Below are 19,542 nucleotides of genomic sequence, written 5' to 3'. Positions count from 1 at the left end.
CTTTCCGTTTTTTAACATTCGGTAATGTTAACGGCGAGGCCACCACGGGCCGTCTCCTTGTATTTGGTCTTCATGTCGTTGCCGGTCTCCCACATGGTCTTGATCACCTTGTCCAGCGACACCTTGTGCTCGCCGGTGCCGCGCAGGGCGAGACGAGCTGCATTGATCGCTTTCACTGCGCCCATGGCGTTGCGCTCGATGCAGGGCACCTGTACCAGCCCGCCAATAGGATCGCAGGTGAGCCCGAGGTTGTGCTCCATGCCGATCTCGGCGGCGTTTTCCACCATGGCCGGGCTGCCACCCAAGAGTTCGGTCAGCGCGCCGGCCGCCATGGAGCAGGCCACGCCAACCTCACCTTGACAGCCCACTTCCGCTCCCGACAGGGAGGCATTCTTCTTATATAAGATGCCGATGGCAGCCGCGGTGAGGAAGTAGCGGATCAGCGTCTCGTCATCCACCTTGTGCACGAAGCGATCGTAGTAGTGCAGCACGGCGGGGATGATGCCCGCAGCGCCATTGGTGGGGGCGGTGACCACCCGGCCACCGGCGGCGTTCTCTTCATTGACCGCCAGCGCAAAGAGATCGACCCACTCCATCACCATCAGCGGATCCTTGTTGAAGTTGGTCTCGCAGCTTAACTGGCGGAACAGCCCCGGGGCGCGGCGCCGAACCTTGAGGCCGCCCGGCAGCACCCCTTCGCTCTTGCAGCCACGATCGACGCAGCCTTGCATCGCCTGCCAGATCTTGCGCAGCCCCGCTTTTATCTGCTCATCGCTGCGAAAGACCCGCTCATTGGCCAGGATCAGCCCCGAGATGGAGAGGCCGCTCTCCTGACAGTGGGCCAGCAGTTGGGCGCCGCTGTCGAACGGATAGGGGACAGGGTGTTCGGCATCGGACTTGGCGGCCTCCTCCTTGGCGGTAGCAAAGTGGCTCTCTTCAATGATGAAGCCGCCCCCGATGGAGTAGTAGGTCTGGCTGAAGCGCAGGTTTTCCTCTTTATCAAAGGCCCGCAGAGTCATGCCGTTGGTGTGGGCCGGCAGGGTTTTGCGGCGGTTGAAGATGATGGCACCGATGCGGGGAAAATAGCTTGGCTGTTCGCCAGCCAACTGTAGGCTCTGCTCCTTTTCCACGTGTGCCAGAATGGCGGGGATGGCATCGATATCGACAGATTCCGGTTCAAAGCCCGACAGCCCCAGAATGATCGCCTTGCCGGTACCGTGTCCCTTGCCGGTCTGTCCCAGCGAGCCGTAACACTCCACTTCGACTCGCGCAGTATGAGGCAGATGGCCATGGAGCTTGAGCTGCTGCACAAAAGCATAAGAGGCGCGCATAGGACCGACTGTATGGGAAGAGGAGGGGCCGATACCGATAGAGAAAAGGTCAAACACACTGATCATGACACCACTCCGGTGATGGTTTATGTCTGTTTATTCTAGGATTTTTGCCATGGATGAAAAGCGGGGATGTGCGGTGCTGTGACATGGACACAGATAATGGGGCTGGGGGGGCCAATAAGGTTGAAGGGGGGGCTCCCCTTCAACCGGCCTGATCAGTCGAGAAATTCGCACAGGTAGGCGGTGGGGGTTTTCACTTCCAGTTTGAAGGAGGAGTGACCGGCCACCAGGAAGGATTCACCCTGGCTGTAGGTGTGCCACTCATCTTCATCAGCCAGCTGGATGGTGAGGGCGCCCTTGATCACTGTCATCCGTTCGGGGGCGGCAGTGTTGAACAGGTAGTCACCGGCGTTCATCACCCCGACGGTTGATTTCTCGCCTTTTTGTTCGAAACCGATGGATTTTACATTTCCGTCGAAATACTCGTTAACTTTCAGCATCTTTACATCCCTGTGTGTACGTTTGTGCAGCCAAACTAGCACAATCTTTTGCCAGTTGTCATGGGGGATGAGGTAAAAATCGCCGAGGCCGCTTTGAATCTTCACTTTTTCGCAAACTTATTAATAGCCAAGGTTAATGATTTGCTGATTTAAAACAGCAATTAAATGTGAGATAACACGCGCAAACAGGGGAATGGGCAGCCGCTCATTCCCCTGTTTGGTTAATTGCACTGGGAAAAGTGTGAATTTTGCTACATAAAGGAACATATTGTGTTAACTAAAGGACTCATTAAAAACATCGGCTTCCAGGTTGTGGTCGCCATGGTACTGGGCGCAGTGGTCGGCGCGTTCATGGGTGAACAAGCCATCGTGTTTGCACCGCTCGGTACCCTGTTTATCCAGCTGATCAAGATGCTGGTGATCCCGCTGGTGGCGGTAGCCATCCTCTCCGGCGCCGCCAATCTGGGCGCCAGCCCCGCTGCGGGCAAGATCGGTGCGGCTACGCTGGCCTTCTTCCTCGTGACCTCAGCGTTGGCCGTGTTGCTGGCACTGGTGATGGGGCAGATCTTCAAACCGGGTGTCGGGGTCGATTTCGCTTCCGTTGCCTCCATGTTTGGCGGTGACTATGCCGATAAAGGGGCGTTGCCGGATGCAGTCGCCACCTTGCTTGGCATGATCCCCACCAACGTCTTCAACTCCCTCAACGAAGCGAACATCCTGCAGATCCTGGTGTTCTGCATGTTCCTCGGCATTGCGCTGGCCAAACAGCCGCGCGAGCGGGCCAAGCCACTGGTCGATGGGCTCAATACCCTGGTGGATGCCTTCGTCTGGATGATCAACAAGGTGATGATCATCGCGCCGCTCGGGGTGTTCGGTCTGATGGCTGAGGCCATCGGTACCTATGGCTTCGATGTGCTGACCCTGGTACTCAAGCTGTTCGTGGTCTATGTGGCTGCCATCCTTATCTTCGGCTTTGTGGTCTATCCGCTGCTGGTGATGATGTTCTCCAACACGCCGGTGATGAAGTACCTCTCTGCCATGAAGAAGCCGCAGATCGTGGCCTTCTCCACCGCCTCTTCCATGGCGACCCTGCCGGTCAATATGGAGACCTGCGAGCATGATCTGAAAGTGACCAACGCGACCGCCTCCTTCGTGTTGCCGTTGGGTGCCACCATCAATATGAGCGGCAACGCCATCTATTACGGTCTGGTCGCCATCTTCTTCGCGCAGGTTTACAACATCGATCTGAGCGTCGGTGCCTGGGCGGCCATCATTGTGACCTCCACTCTGGGGGCGATCGGTCAGGCCGGTGTGCCGGGCCCAAGCTTCCTGGTGGTTGCCGTGCTGCTGGCGGCCGGGATCCCCATCGAAGGGTTGCCGCTGCTGTTCGCGCTGGACCGTCTGTTCGACATGATCCGCACCTCCCTCAATATCACCGGCGATGCGGCCTGTGCTGTCATTGTTGACCGCTTCAGCCCGGAATATGACCCAGAGCGCTGGAACAAGGCATAACTGCTTTGAGCTGGGCTGAGATATAACAGCCTTAAGCTGACACTGCGTAACGCGAGCCCCTGCCATGATGGCGGGGGCTTTTTTATATCTGCCGGACAAGTATCAGAGCAAAGGTGTGCTCAAGAGATTGCTAACGGATGTAGCTGTGTTGAATGGAGAGTACAGGAGGGGAAAACATCAGTCGTGGGCATGGGCCTTGTGACGGATGGCTGCCTGTGTGGCCGCCGGGGCAATGGGGTTGTCAAAGACAGGTAACAAAAAGGGGAGCCTCGCTCCCCTCGGATATGATTTGCTGCTGGTTCTACTCCATCAGGCCATATGGTTAAACCATCCTGGTTACACCCTTGTGGCGAAAGAAACAGCGTCAACGTGATGAAATCATATCTATGTTGACCATCTCGGCATTGTCACTGAAAAGCGCCAGTTGGTGGCGATTAAACAGACATGGCAAAGAGGGTCGGTCCGGATTGATGCCTCTCTATCCGGCTCAGAACTGTGACAGTGAGGGCAGAGAGACAGCAACCAGGGTGAAAAACACCGTGAAAACGGCAGTAACGACAAACTCTTTCATTTTTCTCTCCCTAAGTTGTTGGTTGATGTAGTCAAGATACCATAACAAGGGGGTAAAACAAGGTGTAAATTGATAAAATAGCTTCTTTGTGTGCGTGGTTGGTTGAGATGTCTATTTTTGTCATATTGAGCTTATTTTATCACCTTATCTGGCAGGGGAGGCATTCAAGACGCTGTCCTTATGATTATTTCATTTAAATTCAATTGGTTGGTGAGCTGCTGGTTGGCTTGGTAATGGGTTTTGCATGGGGCTTCAATGGGGTTTTATAAGTTTTCACCCTCGTAATGGCGTCATTAAGGCCATGAAAAGTGTACGAGGTAATGATTTGACGATACCTGACGTAGATAGCCCATCCAAAATAAGTCTATGGAGACAATCTGGTCGCCAGCCCTTGTCGCACCATCACTTTATCAGTCCGGAGTCTCCGCATTTATACACAATACATTGGGTTCATAGGGATGAGAGCCGTGCATCGGGGGGATACAGAGTAGCAGCTGGCTGTTTTATCACCGCCAATTTCCCCGTTGGCCTCGGAATAGACATGGCCGCAGCAAGAGTGAGGTGCGCAATAGGCCAGAGGCGTATTCTCTGGCTGGGCTGGGCTGGGCTGGGCTGGGCTGGGCTGGGCTGGGCGCGAGCAGCGATCTGCGTGGGCGATGCACCTGAGTGAGTCATGTGAGTGCAATACGAGAACTGCGCCGGAGCATGGTTGGGGAAGATATCTGAATCCCTTCTACAAGATTGAGATATAAAAAGCGGCGTATGACGAGGAGGCTGAACAAGCTCGTTTCAGGGTCGACAGAGCACAGGTCAACGCAATCCGGTTCGCAGTAATAAAACACATCCACGACGATACCGGAACTCTGTTCGTAGTGAAGCCGGTTGCTGTGAGCAGAGGAAGGCTAGTGATCAGTCAGATGGCGCAAGGGTTGGGAATCAGGCAACCCGTATGGTGAGGGCCACACAGCGTGCCGATGCCCACGTTTTTGTAAGATATAAAAAACCCTCCGATGGAGGGTTTTTGTCATCAACAGCCGGTTAAAAGCCGCGTGGCTTAGAACAGGGTGGTGGAGAGGTTGTACAACTCCTGATCGAACGGACGCTTCATGTTCTCGATGCAGTCGATGATGTCGTGGTGTACCAGCTCGTTGCGCTGGATACCGACGCAGCGACCACCGTGACCAGCCAGCAGCTGCTCAACGGCGTAAGCACCCATACGGCTGGACATGATGCGGTCACGAGCAGTCGGGGCACCGCCACGCTGGATATGACCCAGGATGGTTGCGCGGGTTTCACGACCGGTCAGGGCTTCGATGTCCTTGGCCAGCGCATTCACGTCGGTAACGTGCTCACAGATGGTGATGATGGCGTGCTTCTTGCCCTTGGCTTCGCCTTCCTTGATCTGCTTGAGCAGCTTCTCTTTGTCGAAGGCTACTTCCGGCACGATCACATATTCGGCACCACCGGCAACGGCGGCGGACATGGCCAGATCGCCACAGTGGCGGCCCATGATCTCGACCACGGAGATACGGTGGTGGGAGCTGCAGGTGTCGCGCAGGCGGTCGATGGCGTCAACAACTACGTTCAGAGCGGTATCAAAGCCGATGGTGAAGTCGGTACCGGCGATGTCGTTGTCGATGGTGCCCGGCAGGCCGATGCAGGGGAAACCCTCTTCGGTCAGCTTCTTGGCACCCATGTAGGAGCCGTCACCACCGATGACGACCAGCGCATCGATACCGTGCTTTTTCAGGTTTTCGATTGCTTCGGCGCGCACTGCGGGGTCTTTGAAGGCAGGGAAACGGGCGGAGCCGAGGAAAGTACCACCACGGTTCACCACGTCGGAGACGCTGTGACGCTCCAGCTTGACGATACGATCCTGGTGCAGACCGAGGTAGCCATCATAAATACCGTAAACTTCCAGGCCATGATGCAAACCGGCGCGAACCACGGCGCGAATGGCTGCGTTCATACCCGGTGCGTCGCCACCACTGGTCAAAACACCAATACGTTTGATTTGTTTGGTCATGAGTGCCTCTGGATCTGAGTTGTCAAATACGAATGTTTAAATAGACAAGCCACTTTTACTATATCGGCTTTCATATGGGATGCGGGGGCCACCATAGGAAAAGCGATACAAGAGAGGGGACCAGCCCCTCTCTTTGCCGTAATCAGCGATTACTTGGCAGCGCCAGCGATGATCTGGGAGAAGTCGTCCACTTTCAGGGACGCACCACCGACCAGGCCACCGTCGATGTCCGGCTGACCGAACAGGTCGGCTGCAGTGGCGCCAGTGACGGAACCGCCGTACAGGATCTGTACTTTGGCAGCAACGGCGGCATCAAAACCGGCCAGGTACTGACGGATGTGAGCGTGAACGGACTGAGCGATCTCCGGAGTGGCAGTCTTGCCAGTACCGATGGCCCATACCGGCTCGTAAGCGATAACGGCGTTGTTGAAGGAGGCGATGCCGCAACGGTCGATAACGGCTTTCAGCTGGGTCTCAACCACGTTCTTGGTCACGCCGGCTTCGAACTGCTCCAGAGTTTCACCGATGCACAGAACCGGGATCAGGCCGCCTTTCTGTATCGCTTCGTACTTGGCAGCAACCACGTCGTCACTCTCTGCGTGCAGGGTACGACGCTCGCTGTGGCCGACCAGAGAGTAGGTGCAACCAAAAGCTTTCAGCATGGAGGGGGCGTTTTCGCCGGTGAAGGCACCAGACTCGTGAACGTCAGCGTTCTGGGCACCGTAGGCAATCTTGCTGCCAGCGGTCAGTTGCTCAACCAGACCCAAAAAGATAACCGGCGGGCAGACGGCGACTTGTACAGAAGGATGAGCGGCAGCAGCCGGGGTCAGTCCTTTGATCAGAGCTTCTACAGAAGCCTTGGTGCCGTTCAGTTTCCAGTTACCCATTACCAGGTGCTGTCTCATCTTGTATATCTCCTAGGCATTTGATTGCGCGACATTATATGAATTGAACCGAGCCCAAGATAGCTGACCCGGCGGCAAATGACGTAATTTTTTTTCGCTTTCCTGATCCAAATCAGGAATGAAACGCTTGATCGCTCATTCGTTAACCTGCCCCCGCAAGCGAGCCCACCATACCCCAATCCATTCGTGGATGGCAGCTTCGGAATACATCAGATAACGTCCTTTGGGTAAAAAACTGTAGAGCGGCTGGGGTACCTGGCTCTGCTTGGCGGTGTAATCGGTGGGGGCCGGCACGGCCTTGAGTCCCTGACCCTGATAGAGGGCCATGGCACGTGGCAAATGAGTGGCCGAACTGACCAGCGCCACCTCTTTTCCTTTCAGATGGCGGCTGATACTGACCGCTTCATCATGAGTGTCTTTGTTGTTTTCAAACAACGTCATTCGCGCGCGGGGAATGCCAAGGCTCTCGGCCATCCGGGCATTGACCTCGGCATTGGAGAGGGTATCCCCCGACACATAACCGGAGAACACCAGCTCGGCGTCGGGATAGGCCTGGGCAAGGCGAACCCCCTCTAGAGTCCGTGCCAGGGCGATATTGTTTTGCCAGGAGCGCTCGGGCACCGCCGGGTCACTGACATGGCCGTTGCCGAGCACTACTATGGCATCGATGTTGGGATGCTGGCTCACCTCGAACGGCGGGAAGGTCTGCTCCAGCCCGCGGGCCAGTTCATAGCTCACCGGCCGCATCCCCATCAGGGCCACAATGAGCAGCGAGAGGGTGGCCAGCAGCTTGCCGGTTTTCTGAAAACGGGTGAACCAGAGCAGCAGCAGGGCGACCAGTAGCAGGGAGAGGGAGAAGGGGAGCGGCATCAACAGCTGACCCAGCCACTTTTTAATCACAAACACGACAGACACTTCCTTGAGTTTTCAGCAAATTCGGGATGTGACAGAATACCTCTCTTTTTTGGGATGGCCACAACCCTGTGGCGCTAATGTTGAGTTTCTCCTTGAAGCACGATCAGAGTTTTGACGGGCGCGCCGACAAGTTCGCCCGCAACATTTACGACTCCACCAAGGGGCGCATCCGCACCACCATTGTCTGGAGCGACATCGAAGCCTGCCTGGCCCGCCTTGGCAACCGACCGCTGCGCATCCTCGATGCGGGGGGCGGTTTTGGCTATTTCGCCCAGAAGCTGGCGGCCATGGGCCATCAGGTGGAGCTGTGCGATCTGTCAGCAGAAATGCTGGAACTGGCCCGCAGCCAGATCGCCGAGAAGGGGCTGGAAGACAAAATCCGTCTCATCCATTGCCCCATTCAGGATCTGAAGCAACACGTGACCGGTACCTTTGATCTGGTGCTCTGCCATGCGGTGCTGGAGTGGCTTGCCGAGCCGCGCCAGACCTTGCTGGGTCTGTTCCCTTTCGTCAATGCCGGGGGCATACTGTCGCTGCTTTTCTACAACCGTCATGGTTTGCTGTTCCAGAGCCTGGTGGTGGGCAATTTTGACTATGTGCGCCTTGGCCTTCGCAAGAAGCGCCAGACAGCGCTTACGCCCACCAACCCCCAGTTGCCGGAGCAGGTCTATGACTGGATTGGTCGCGGGGGGCTGCGCATCATCGGCAAGACGGGGGTGCGGGTCATCCACGACTATATGCGTCACAAGCAGGATCAGGTGGAGAAGTTCGACGATCTGCTGGCCATGGAGCAGCAATATTGCCGTCAGGAGCCTTTTGTCGCCCTCGGCCGCTATATCCATGTGATGGCCCAGAAGCCGGCCAGCTGACTGCTCGCGGTTCACGTCAATAATGTGAACCATGTTTTCGATGCTACCGGATGTAGCCGCGCGCACGATTTTGCGCCCAATACAACAACGAGATGACAACATCATGATGAGTACATCCCGTACCCTGCCAGAGCGTTCTTTGCCGGAGCTAGTAGGGTGGGTCAGGCAGGAGGGGTTGGCGTTGAGCCTGCCAACCGACCGGCTGGCCTTTCTGATTGCAATCAAGACCCTGTCCGAAGATGAGTCGGATTTGTCGGAAGCGGCGCTGCACGACGCTTTTGGCTATGTCAGCAGCGCTTTTGGCCAGATGGACGAGACCCTCACCGGTCGCGCCAACAACGCCATCAACGATCTCATTCGCCAGCAGCTGCTGTCGCGTTTCAACACCGACATGGTGGCGGGGGAGAGCCTCTACCGCCTGTCGCGTCTGGGTGTGAGCATCGTCGACTTCTTTATGGATCAGCGTCAGGTCGACTCCATCAAGCTCTCCATCCTGCTTGAACACCTGGCCTCCGAGCTCGACACCGCCCGTAAGGCGGCGCTCGAGACCAACACTCGCGAGCAGTGGGATGCCGAGGTGCTGCCGCGCCTCACTTTCTCGCTGGAAGAGACCCTGGGGCGGATCGATCTCACCCAGCGCGCCATGGATGAGCAGCAGAATCAGGTCAAAAGCGAGATTGCGGCCCTGCTGACCCAGAACTGGGTCGATGCCATTCACAGCTGCGAAAAGCTGCTGCACGAGACCGGCCAGACCCTGCGCGAGCTGCAGGATACCCTGGATGCTGCCGGCCACCGCCTGCAGGCGGGGCTGCTCAACATTCAGGAGGCGGCGCAGGGGCGCGACGATCTGTTCCACGTCGAGGAGCTGACTCACGCCTTGCAAGGTCGCCTTGACATCATCACCAGCTGGGGTCAGCAGTGCATCGAGCTCTGGTCCCGCTACGATAGACACGTCCACAAATTTATCCGCAACGCCATCGATATGGACAAGAACCGCGCCTTCAGCCAGCGGCTGCGCGAGTCCATCCGCAACTTCGAGCAGCACAACTGGCAGCTGCGGGTGGCCGAAGAGCCCCGCCTGCTGGAGCTGCGCGACGAAACCATCGCCATCCACGACGAGGAGGTGACCGGTGAGGTGCCACTCGAGATGGAGTACGTCGAGATGGTGGACATCAACCAGGAGCTGGCTGAGCGCATCGAGCGTTATCTGGCCCGCTACCCCGAGCAGGGCCAGCAGCTGGACTTGGCCGATGTGCTGCGGGAATATCTGCTGGACTACCCGGCCCATGCCCACTTCGATGTGGCGCGTCTTCTGATCGACCAGGCCGTGCGCCTGGGCCATGCCAGCGGCGAGCGCGAACTGCATCGCCAACCCGCATGGAAACCCATTAACCAAGCTGGATCCAAGGTTCAGGCCTATGTCATTGATCAATTCTGAGTTTCCCTTGCCGCTGCGCCTTGCAGAGGCGATTGCCAACCCCTTGTTTCCGCGCATCGACACCGCCTTGCGCTCCGGCCGCCACATCAGTGCCGACGAGTTCGAGCAGCATTCGGCGCTGGTCGAGTATCACAGCGAGCTGGAGATCTTCTACGGCCGCTATCAGGTGGAGCTGATCAAGGCGCCGGAAGGCTTCTTCTACCTGCGTCCGCGCCCGAGCTCCGACATCGGCACCACTGTGCTCTCCGAGCTCGATATGCTGGTGGGCAAGGTGCTCTGCTACCTCTACCTGAGCCCGGATCGTCTCGCCTCGGAAGGGGTGTTCGCCATGGCCGAGCTGCAGGAAGAGGTGCTGAGCCTCGCCGACGAGAAGCAGCTGCTGCGGATGGTCAACAGCCGCTCCGGCGGTACCGATCTCGACAAGAAGAAGTTGCTCGAAAAGATCCGTACCTCCATGCGCCGTCTGCGCCGCCTTGGCATGATCACCGCCCTTGGTAACGGGGATAAATTCCGGGTCAACGAATCGGTGTTCCGTTTCGCCGCCGACGTGCGTTCCGATGAAGATCCGCGCGCCGTTCAGCTGCGGATGATCCAGGAGGGTGAAGCCATCTTCCACGACGATGAAATGCCGAGCAGCGACTCGCTCTTTGATGACATCGAGGCGGATCTCGATGAAGAACAACTGGATCTGGAGGTATAACCGGTGCGAGGCAAGTTCAAATCCCTGACCATGGTCAACTGGAACGGCTTCTTTGCCCGGACCTTCGATCTCGACCAGCTGGTCACCACCCTTTCCGGCGGCAACGGCGCGGGCAAGTCCACCACCATGGCGGCCTTTATCGCGGCGCTCATCCCCGACCAGTCACTGCTCCATTTCCGCAATACCACGGAAGCGGGATCGAGCAGCGCCTCCCGTGACAAGGGGCTCTACGGCAAGCTGCAGCGCGGCCACTGCTATTCCCTGCTGGAAGTGATGAACAGCCGCGAACAGCGGATCTGGGTCGGCGTGCACCTCGAGCAGGTGGCCAACCGTGACAACAAGGTCAACATCACTCCGTTTGCGCTGGTGGATGTGCCGGAGAATCTGGCGCCGACCGATCTGCTGCTGGAGAAGCTTGATGGCGGCAAGGGGCGGGTGCGCGCCTTTACCGACCTGAAAGGAGCGGCCGCCGAGCTGGGGGCGCTGAAAGTCGCCAAATTCAATACGGTGACCGACTATCACAACTTCATGTTCGAGTTCGGCATCACCCCGAAGAAGCTGCGCGATCAAAAAGATCGCGGCAAGTTCTATCGCCTGATCGAGGCTTCCCTCTACGGCGGCATCTCCTCGTCCATCAGCCGTTCCCTGCGCGAATACCTGCTGCCGGAGAACTCCGGGGTGCGCAAGGCGTTTGCAGACATGGAGGCGGCCATCTATGAAAACCGCCGCACGCTGGAAGCGATCAAGGAGACGCAAGGGCAGCGGGATCTGTTCAAGAACCTGATCACCGAGACCACCCACTATGTGGCCGCCGACTATGTGCGCAACGCCGCCGAGAAGAGCCGTCTCTCCGAGCTGGCCCTCAAGGCGCGCCAGGAGCTGGCCGACAAGCGCCGCATTCTGGCCGAAGAGAAACAGCGCGCCATCTATCTGGCCGACGAGGTGGAGCAGCTCACCAACCGCGAAAAATTGCTGACCGACGAGCTGGAGTCTGCCTCCGAGCATCTGGCCAAGGTGATGGCGGCCGTCAGCTTGCAGAAGAAGATCGAGATGTATCGCGCCGATCTGGCGGATCTCTCTGACAAACTCGAGCAGCAGCAGGCGGTAGTGGAAGAGATCCACGGCCAGCTGCTGGAAGTGGAAGAGCGCAAGGAGCTGGCGCAGGCAGAAGTCGACAGCCTCAAGACCCAGCTGGCCGACTACCAGCAGGCGCTCGATATCCAGCAGACCCGCGCCATCCAGTACCGTCAGGCGGTGCAGGCCCTCGATGCTGCCCGCGAGCAGTGCGAGCTGCCGGGGCTGAGCGCCGAACAGGCGAGCGACACCCTGCACCAGTTCCGCGCCGCCGAGCAGAGCCTCACCAGCCGGGTGCTGGGGGCCGAGCAGCAATTGGCGCTGGCGAAGGCGGCGGTGGCCGAGCATGAAGCGGCGTTGGCGCTGCTTTTGAGCATCGCCCCCGAAACAGTGCGCGAGGCCGCCTGGCCCACCGCGCAGGCGCTGCTCAAGCGTCACATCGAAGACAAGGCTCGCATCGCGCAGGGGCAGGGGCTGCGCGCCGCGCTGGCTCGCCTCGAGAAAGAGAGCGAAAGCCAGAAGAGCCTCTTCAAGCTGCGTGACGAGCTGCAGCAGGCCTCTGGCCAGCTGATTGCCAGCAGCGACGAGCTGGAGATCTTCCTCGAATCCCAGCGCACCCGTCAGGAGGAGCTCTCCGAACAGCAGGCGGAGGTGAACCAGCGCCGCGCCAGCCTCGAGCATCAGGGCACCCAGCTGGGCCGTGATATTGCGGAGCTCACCAAGCTGGCGCCGCGCTGGCTGAAATCTTTTGAAAAACTCGAGCAGCTGCGCGAGCAGAGCGGTCTGCCGCTCGCTACCGCTGAAGAGCTTTCGGTCGGCATGCAGGCCGTGCTCGACAAGGAGCGCGAGTTCGAGCAGGAGAGCAACCGCATCGCGGCGCAGAAACAGGCGCTGGAGCTGCAAATTCGCAACCTGCAGTTGGGAGCAGGCGAGGCGGATCCCCGTCTTGCCCGCATCGCCGAGCAAGTGGGGGGTGTGCTGCTCTCCGATGTCTATGACGACATCTCCATCGACGATGCCCCTTACTACTCGGCGCTCTATGGCCCGGCTCGCAGCGCCCTGGTGGTGCTCGACCTTGAGGGCGCCATCGAGCGGCTGAAAAAGCTGGAAGATTGCCCGGAAGATATCTACCTGATTCAGGGCAACCCCGACTCCTTTGACGAGGATCTGGTGGAAGCGGACGAGCTGGGGGACGCCGTGCTGGTACGCACCAGCAAGCGTCAGGTGCGCTTCTCCCGCTACCCCGAGCTGCCGCTGTTTGGCCGCGCTGCCCGGGAAAAGCGGATCGAGCAGCTCGACCTTGAGCGTGAAGGGCTGATCGAGGGTTACGCCAAGGCTGCGTTTGAGCAGCAGAAGTACCACCGTCTCTACGGTCACTTCCGCGACTTTATCGGTCAGCATCTGGATATCGCCTTCCGCCCCGACCCCGAAGCCGAAGTGCAGGCCAAACAGGCCGAACTGCGCACACTGCAAGCAGCCATCGGCGAGTATGACAAGCAGCTGAGTGATGCCAAAGCGGCCGCCGCCCAGCTGACTCGCCATATCCAGCTGGTGCAGGGGATGCTGCCCTTTGCCCACCTGTTTGCCGAGACTGATCTGGCGGCCCGCCTCGAGGCGGCTCATGCCGACGTTGAGGCCCTTAAAACAGCCGAAGCCTTTATCGCCAAACACGGCAAGTCGCTGGAAACACTGGAAACCATGGTGCAGGTGCTGCGTCAGGATCCGCAGGATCTTGCCGCGCTGCAGGCGGCCTTCGATGAGGTAAATGACCTGCTGGCCGAGCAGAAACGCCGTTGCTACGCCCTCGATCAGCTGGTGGCCCGTCTGCCGCACTTTGCCTATCAGGATGCGCAAGATCTGCTGGGCAAGGCCTCCGAGATGAGCGAGCGACTCAAAGAGAAGCTCAAAGCCGCCGAGCTGGCAGCCCGTACCGCTGGCGAGCAGCACAAGCAGATTGCCCAGCGTCACACCGAGGCGTTGCAGCTGCGCACCGCGCTCAACTCCAGCGTAGAGGCCAAGCGCCAGACCCTGACCGAGTTTGAGCAGGAGCTGGCGGCCATGGGGCTGACCCTCTCTGACGATATGGAAGAGAAGGCGCGCGCCCACAAGAAAGAGATTGAAGAGCTGCTGATCCGCACCCGCTCCCGTCGCACCAGCGCCGAGGCCCAGTTGCAGGTCACCAAGCGCGAGATCGAATCCCTCGGTGGCCGTCTCAAGCTCGAAGGAAAGGATTACTACAGCGCCCGTAAATCTCTGGTGGGTCACAAGGCGAGCTGGTCGCGGGTGGTGCGACTGGCGCGGGAGACCGACGTCGAGAAGCGCCTCAACAAGCGCGAGCTGGCGTACCTCGACAGCGACGAGCTGCGTTCCATGTCGGACAAGGCCCTCGGCGCCCTGCGGGTGGCGGTGGCCCACGACGAGGCTCTGCGCGATGCGCTGCGTCTCTCTGAGGGCAACCGTAGCACCGAGCAGAAGGTGGCCTTCTACGTGCAGGTCTACCGTTACCTCAAGGATCGCATCCGCAACGACATCATTCGCTCCGATGATCCGGTGGAGGCGATCGAGGAGATGGAGATCGAGCTGGCCCGTCTGGCTGACGAGCTCAAGCAGCGGGAAACCCACCTGTCGCTCTCCTCCCACGAAGTGGCGGCCAAGATCACCAACATCATCCGCCGCGAGCAGAACCGCATCCGGGTGCTCAACCAGGGGCTGCAGAACATCGCCTTCGGTCTGGTGCGCGGGGTGCGCCTCAACGTCAATATCCGCGAGGCCCATACCCGTCTGCTGACGGCGCTGGCCGATCAAACTGCCATGCACAACGATCTGTTCGCCGACAAGGAGCTCAGCTTCTCCGAGGCGATGGCCAAGCTGTTCCAGCGCCTGAACCCGCAGATCGAGCAGGGAGATCGCAGCTATCAGGTGATGGGCGACGTGCTGCTCGACTATCGCAACTATTTGGAGCTGGAGATCGAGGTGCAGCGCGGGGCCGATGGCTGGCTGCGGGCCGAGAGCGGCGCGCTCTCCACCGGCGAGGCGATCGGTACCGGTCAGGCGATCCTGCTGATGGTGCTGATCAGCTGGGAGGAGGAGTCCCGCCGTCTGCGCGGCAAGGATATCGCCCCCTGCCGCCTGTTGTTCCTCGACGAAGCGGCCCGTCTGGATGGCAAATCCATCGCCACCCTGTTCGAGCTGTGCGAGCGCCAGGATATGCAGCTGCTTATCGCGGCGCCCGAGAACATCAGCCCCGAGAAGGGCACCACCTACAAGCTCATCCGCAAGGTGCAGGGCAAGCACGAGCACGTACATGTGGTGGGCCTGCGCGGTTTCGGCTTTGCCGACGACAAGCTGATTGCCTGAGAAGTCTCTGGCCCATCCCGACAAAGGATGACCGGTAACTAGTTGAAAGGGAGGCATTTGCCTCCCTTTTTGCATGGAGGATATGGCAAAGTAGCCGCGCGGTCGCTGTTGCCTGACAACAAGACGAGTAACATGATGAGTGCCTTGGAGCTATGGCAAGGTGAGGTCTCCCGCCTGCAAGCGTGTCGCCAGCGTCACCGGCCGTATCGAAGAAGAAAAATTGCGCATTGAGAAAAGAAGAAGAGAGGAGAGGGGAAAGGTGCAACATATCCAGAAAGGGCTGCTGTTATCTCTTTGCCTGCTGCTGGCGGCCTGTAGCAGCCGTTATGACGAGAGTCACGGCGGCAGCTGGCGCGGCTATAGCGAGACCGGTTACGCCAGCTATTATGCCGACCGTTATCACGGCAAAAAGACCGCCAGCGGCGAGATCTATCGCAACAACCTCAATAGCGCCGCCCATATGGAATTGCCCTTCGGCTCCATGGTGCGGGTCACCAACCTCGCCAACGGCAAGAGCGTAGTGGTCAAGGTCAATGACCGCGGCGCCTTTAAAAGTGGGCGTATTATCGATCTCTCCAAATCTGCCTTTAGCACCATCGGCAATATTCGCGACGGGATTATCAAAGTAAAAATAGAGGTGCTCTAGGCTGGGTGAACCCGTTTATACACGAAAATGGATGTTGATGAATGATATTGGAAGGCTGACATCGACCAGTCAGCCTTTCGGTAGATAAAGATATAACATTGATATGGATCAATATTTAATTCGGCTAAAAATGGATTTGTTATCAATGGAAAAAATCGATGATCGTGATTGATATTTATTTTAGCTTATCTCGCCTGTTCGGCCTTACTATGGGGCAAAAGGAGGGATTAGTGATGATTATCTATGGTAAATATGGTGGTGCAGCGCTGAGAGCTGTTCATCTGATGGTGCAGAATAATTATGGGCATGCTACCGCTTGGGATATGGCTATTGCTGAAGCATTTGGTGATGATATTAGTACAGGGAAATTCAAGAATAATCCAAAGGTAACTTTTTTGACTCTTTGCAGTCTTGGTTGTATCAGTTGCATCATGCCAGTTCATTATGTAGCTGCGACCAAAACCAGAGCATATGTGTTGGCTGCCATTGATTTATTGTCACACAAGGATATTACCAAACCGATCAATCCCGAGCAGTTATGGCTGGAAGTGGTCTCTGCCTGTAAGAGCGGCAAGGTTGTTAAGCATAACAATCAGATGGATGTCATTCTGACACTCTGGTATGCCGGTGTGCTTAACCCCGAGTGGGATAGGGATGCCATCAGGATAGACTATCGACGAATATAAAAAAGCCAAGGTAATGAATACCTTGGCCATGAAACATCAATTGGTTCTGGTCAGGGATGCACTATCGGAGTGTGCGAATGGCTTGCCATACACCATCAGGTTGGTGGTTTGACTGTATTTGAGGAGATCTTTCTCTGAGAAGTCCAGAGTCATCGAGAAATCCGTGGTGGAATCATTAATGGTCATATAATTGCTTTCCGCAATACCGCGCTTGCCCGTCTTGAACTCGATTTTGTTACCCGCTTTGCCTTCAGTGACCACACAGACTGCACGGGGTATACAGTATGAGTTGTAAACAAGCTGATTAGTCTTGTCATAAATCAGATAGCCGCGTTGGTCATGAAATTTCCCATTATCGCTTTTTCTGAATACTTCCTGTTTGTAATACATGGCTACCAGATATTGTTCGCTGGCATTTTTAGCATCGGCTGCCGGTTCAAAAGTAATGACTTCGTAAAAGGGTTCCACTGCCGGCCCCCCTTTGCCAACTTTGCTACCCTCCTGGCCGGGTGCTACATCTACACCACCAGCATCGGTGCTTTTCCATGTGCCAGCCAACTGAGCTAATGGACCAAAATCCAGACCGTTGATAATAGTGCTGGACTCTGCGTGAGCGAGCGTGGCACAGGTAATTAATGCTATGGGTAAGATAACTTTATTCATTGTGATAACTCCATCACTAATAATGACTTGCGAATAAATATGTTCAGCAAAGTAATTGTTATAACGCACCAAGGGTGTGGTCAATGATATTGAGTGATAGTGGTTCGTTTTTGTGATGTATGATTTGCTTTTTCGTGGCTAAATAAATTGAATTTGATATAAGACAATGTTGTATTTTTTCATCGCGCTTCCTCAGATATATCGTGATAGAGATAAAGGAACATTGACATGATGCGATGATTATTATGTCAACGGCGTGAATATTTCACTCAGCCCCATCAATTGAAGGCGATAGCCACTAACTCTGTGGCACCCTGACCCCTTTATCGAGATAGAGGCTGCTGTAGTGGACGCGGTGGGTGACAAACATCACCTGATGGCGGCTGCCGTCGGAGAGGATAACAAAATCCCCCGCCTGAGCGGGGCTCTGCAAGGTGATCTCCTGCTCGGGGGCGGTCAGGCGATCGACATCTTCCTTGAAAGTGAGGGTGTAATAGTACATATGGCGCTCCACTGCTGGCTCATATCAAACACTCCGTTGAAGGTAGTTGCTGGCATGGGCGCGCGCGGCGCCCGATTGGCGCTGTTAGACCAAATATCAGCGATGAGAACGTGCGTGGCTTCAGTCGGGTTGTTCTGCTGAGGTGCGCTTGAGGCGTTTACATCAAGGCCATTGGTATCAAAACGATGGTAAAGGGGCGAAAGGGGGATGAAAAAACCGCCTATTGGCGGTTTTTCTTATGCGGTGGGCCCTACTTCAGGGCCTTCTTCAGCTTCTTGATCTTGCCTTCATGCTTGGCAATTTTCTCAAGACGAGCGGCGATCTTCTTCTTGATCTCTTTCTTGCTTGCTTTGGCCATCGGTGGCGCTCCTTTGCAGTGGGGACACATCAAGTGTCAGTGTGGGTCTTCCCTTTGACGTCCCAGAGTGCCACAGGGCTCCTGTGTGAACCAGCATTCTGTTGCTTTAATAGCCAGTTCGCTATAACTGCAAGGGGCTGAGCCAGCGCAGCAGTTGCTGGCCAACCTGTGGGTTGGCGAGCAGGGCCATATGGCTGGTGCGATAGACAATCAGGGTATGGGCAGGAAGAAAAGCCAGCTGATGGCGCGCTTCGTTGTGCTGACCGAGGGCACTGCGTAGCGGCACCAGTCCATCGCCAATCAGCCGGTCGGCCAGCAGGCTGCGCTTGGCGGCAGTGGTCGCGGCGATGGCATAACAGTTGACGCTGCAGGGTAAGGGGAGTGGAACGCGGGGATCGCGCAAGGGCACGGCGGGGTCGGGTTGGGCCACTTCGTCGATCACCTTGCCGTGGCGCAGATCCTTGATGCCTGCACTGCGCAGCCGCGCCAGTCTGACGAAGGGTTCGCTGTAGGCGGTAGCGGGCAACAACTGTTCCAGCCAGTGACCTGCATGTTCGAGCGGTGCGCCGTGGTGTGGTGTGCCGAGAAATATCAGGTTGGCAAGGCGTGCAGGCCAGGTGAGCCCGGCCACGCCGGCATGGTGGCAGGCGCTGCGTGCAACCAGTCCCCCCATGCTGTAGCCCATTATCGTTATCTCTTTGAGCTCTCCCGGCCAGTAGGCGAACAGCTCCTCCAGCAACAGGGCAAGTAGCTGCCCGTTATGTGCGATAGGCAGGCCCGAGTTGTAGCGCAAGTAAAGAGGCAGATAGCCAAGCGCGTTGGCAAGTTGCTCTCCGTGATTGACCGGCTTGCCTTGATGCTCGGTCTGCCACTGCAGATCGTTCATGCAGAGGCCATGGATCATCAGCAGCACCCGTCCCTCGCGGGGTAGATCCTTTGGCATCGCCTGCCAATCGAGGGGCTTGCCCTGATAGCGCAGTGTCATGGGGGTGGCGAGGGCATTGTGGTGATCGACCAGCTTGTCCCCCAATACGCCGTTGAGCGTGGCGATCAGGGCTGCACGTTTCGGGGTTTCGGGGATCTGGTGGGGCGGCGGAGTGGCTGGCAGGCGGCTGAGCAGTTGGTTGATGCCGCTGCCCAGGGTGTTGGCGGTGCCATGTACCCCCTTGTAGACCAGCCCGGTGATCCCGGCTGTTTTTCCCTCATCTCGTCCCTTGAGCCCCATACCGCTCAGTACCGCCTGATGTACCGCTTCGGTGATCTCTACCGCGGCGGGCAGCGCCAGAGTCAGCAGGTGCGCCAGCTCGCGGATATCCGAAAGATGCCAGGAAGAGGATGGCGATGGGTCTGTGGCGTCGGTCATGGCAAGCCCTTGTGAAAGCGGGTATCGCGTTGTCGTGCCGCGAAGAGCGCAGCGTATCTCTATATCAAACCAGCTTGCGCCCTTTGTGGCGGGTTTACCAGTAACGGGCCATGCATGGCGGGG

At 57.4% G+C, this 19,542-nt stretch carries 15 protein-coding genes; 7 read left to right on the top strand and 8 right to left on the bottom strand.

The genetic code is table 11. The features are described from left to right. Positions 1-11: 11 nt before the first annotated feature. Positions 12-1,397: an L-serine ammonia-lyase gene (locus G5533_RS11370; RefSeq protein ID WP_421208999.1), complete on the bottom strand. Its 1,386-nt coding sequence runs from the start codon at positions 1,395-1,397 to the stop codon at positions 12-14. Positions 1,398-1,549: 152 nt separating this feature from the next. Beyond that, the gene (locus G5533_RS11365) at positions 1,550-1,834 is read right to left on the bottom strand and encodes a pyrimidine/purine nucleoside phosphorylase (protein ID WP_005336842.1); all 285 of its coding nucleotides are present in this window, start codon (positions 1,832-1,834) and stop codon (positions 1,550-1,552) included. A gap of 270 nt (positions 1,835-2,104) precedes the next feature. Between G5533_RS11365 and G5533_RS11360 the strand changes: the two genes are divergently transcribed. Next, on the top strand, positions 2,105-3,346 hold the full coding sequence (locus tag G5533_RS11360; RefSeq protein ID WP_040069277.1) for a dicarboxylate/amino acid:cation symporter: 1,242 nt from the start codon (positions 2,105-2,107) through the stop codon (positions 3,344-3,346). Positions 3,347-4,971: 1,625 nt separating this feature from the next. On the opposite strand, the gene pfkA is transcribed toward G5533_RS11360, so the two are convergent. The 3 genes from pfkA to elyC form a co-directional block, all read right to left on the bottom strand. Continuing rightward, positions 4,972-5,943: a 6-phosphofructokinase gene (gene pfkA, locus G5533_RS11355; protein ID WP_005336840.1), complete on the bottom strand. Its 972-nt coding sequence runs from the start codon at positions 5,941-5,943 to the stop codon at positions 4,972-4,974. Positions 5,944-6,092: 149 nt separating this feature from the next. Then, a complete protein-coding gene (gene tpiA / locus G5533_RS11350) occupies positions 6,093-6,848 on the bottom strand; it encodes a triose-phosphate isomerase (protein ID WP_120414341.1) in 756 nt (251 codons plus the stop codon). A gap of 135 nt (positions 6,849-6,983) precedes the next feature. After that, positions 6,984-7,754, bottom strand: coding sequence for an envelope biogenesis factor ElyC (gene elyC, locus G5533_RS11345; protein WP_421209000.1), 771 nt, complete (start codon positions 7,752-7,754; stop codon positions 6,984-6,986). Positions 7,755-7,855: 101 nt separating this feature from the next. Here elyC and cmoM point away from each other — a divergent pair, with 101 nt between their 5' ends. From cmoM to G5533_RS11315, 6 genes are all read left to right on the top strand, one after another. Further along, the gene (gene cmoM / locus G5533_RS11340) at positions 7,856-8,632 is read left to right on the top strand and encodes a tRNA uridine 5-oxyacetic acid(34) methyltransferase CmoM (protein ID WP_031227571.1); all 777 of its coding nucleotides are present in this window, start codon (positions 7,856-7,858) and stop codon (positions 8,630-8,632) included. A gap of 103 nt (positions 8,633-8,735) precedes the next feature. After that, on the top strand, positions 8,736-10,070 hold the full coding sequence (gene mukF / locus G5533_RS11335; protein ID WP_421172332.1) for a chromosome partition protein MukF: 1,335 nt from the start codon (positions 8,736-8,738) through the stop codon (positions 10,068-10,070). Continuing rightward, a complete protein-coding gene (gene mukE, locus G5533_RS11330) occupies positions 10,051-10,770 on the top strand; it encodes a chromosome partition protein MukE (RefSeq protein ID WP_005336835.1) in 720 nt (239 codons plus the stop codon). Before mukF ends, mukE begins: the two co-directional genes overlap by 20 nt. 3 nt (positions 10,771-10,773) lie before the next feature. After that, positions 10,774-15,201, top strand: a complete 4,428-nt coding sequence (gene mukB, locus G5533_RS11325) for a chromosome partition protein MukB (RefSeq protein WP_421323486.1) — start codon at positions 10,774-10,776, stop codon at positions 15,199-15,201. Between the two features lie 259 nt (positions 15,202-15,460). Then, entirely contained in the window at positions 15,461-15,847 is a 387-nt protein-coding gene (locus G5533_RS11320) for a septal ring lytic transglycosylase RlpA family protein (RefSeq protein ID WP_162506377.1), read from the top strand. A 158-nt stretch (positions 15,848-16,005) separates the two neighbouring features. Further along, positions 16,006-16,533, top strand: coding sequence for a DUF6979 family protein (locus G5533_RS11315; RefSeq protein ID WP_236727593.1), 528 nt, complete (start codon positions 16,006-16,008; stop codon positions 16,531-16,533). A gap of 36 nt (positions 16,534-16,569) precedes the next feature. Here G5533_RS11315 and G5533_RS11310 read toward each other — a convergent pair whose 3' ends face one another. The 3 genes from G5533_RS11310 to G5533_RS11300 all read right to left on the bottom strand — a co-directional run bounded on the left by G5533_RS11310 (position 16,570) and on the right by G5533_RS11300 (position 19,419). Then, positions 16,570-17,196: a heme-binding beta-barrel domain-containing protein gene (locus tag G5533_RS11310; RefSeq protein WP_042055942.1), complete on the bottom strand. Its 627-nt coding sequence runs from the start codon at positions 17,194-17,196 to the stop codon at positions 16,570-16,572. 298 nt (positions 17,197-17,494) lie between these two features. Further along, positions 17,495-17,698 (bottom strand): hypothetical protein, encoded by a 204-nt coding sequence (locus G5533_RS11305; protein WP_421323487.1) that lies wholly within the window; start codon positions 17,696-17,698, stop codon positions 17,495-17,497. Between the two features lie 479 nt (positions 17,699-18,177). Beyond that, positions 18,178-19,419 (bottom strand): lipase family alpha/beta hydrolase, encoded by a 1,242-nt coding sequence (locus tag G5533_RS11300; RefSeq protein ID WP_441254817.1) that lies wholly within the window; start codon positions 19,417-19,419, stop codon positions 18,178-18,180. Between the last annotated feature and the right edge of the window lie 123 nt (positions 19,420-19,542).

The organism is Aeromonas sp. A600620 (genome assembly GCF_029479985.1).
GTDB lineage: Bacteria > Pseudomonadota > Gammaproteobacteria > Enterobacterales > Aeromonadaceae > Aeromonas > Aeromonas veronii_A.
This window is presented reverse-complemented; position numbering and strand designations above follow the sequence as displayed.

Coding starts and splice junctions, on each gene's coding strand:
- mukF (WP_421172332.1), top strand. CDS start 8,736: ATGATGAGTACATCCCGTACCCTGCCAGAGCGTTCTTTGCCGGAGCTA.
- G5533_RS11300 (WP_441254817.1), bottom strand. CDS start 19,419: ATGACCGACGCCACAGACCCATCGCCATCCTCTTCCTGGCATCTTTCG.
- G5533_RS11315 (WP_236727593.1), top strand. CDS start 16,006: ATGATCGTGATTGATATTTATTTTAGCTTATCTCGCCTGTTCGGCCTT.
- tpiA (WP_120414341.1), bottom strand. CDS start 6,848: ATGAGACAGCACCTGGTAATGGGTAACTGGAAACTGAACGGCACCAAG.
- G5533_RS11365 (WP_005336842.1), bottom strand. CDS start 1,834: ATGCTGAAAGTTAACGAGTATTTCGACGGAAATGTAAAATCCATCGGT.
- pfkA (WP_005336840.1), bottom strand. CDS start 5,943: ATGACCAAACAAATCAAACGTATTGGTGTTTTGACCAGTGGTGGCGAC.
- G5533_RS11370 (WP_421208999.1), bottom strand. CDS start 1,397: ATGATCAGTGTGTTTGACCTTTTCTCTATCGGTATCGGCCCCTCCTCT.
- G5533_RS11310 (WP_042055942.1), bottom strand. CDS start 17,196: ATGAATAAAGTTATCTTACCCATAGCATTAATTACCTGTGCCACGCTC.
- mukE (WP_005336835.1), top strand. CDS start 10,051: ATGTCATTGATCAATTCTGAGTTTCCCTTGCCGCTGCGCCTTGCAGAG.
- G5533_RS11305 (WP_421323487.1), bottom strand. CDS start 17,698: ATGTACTATTACACCCTCACTTTCAAGGAAGATGTCGATCGCCTGACC.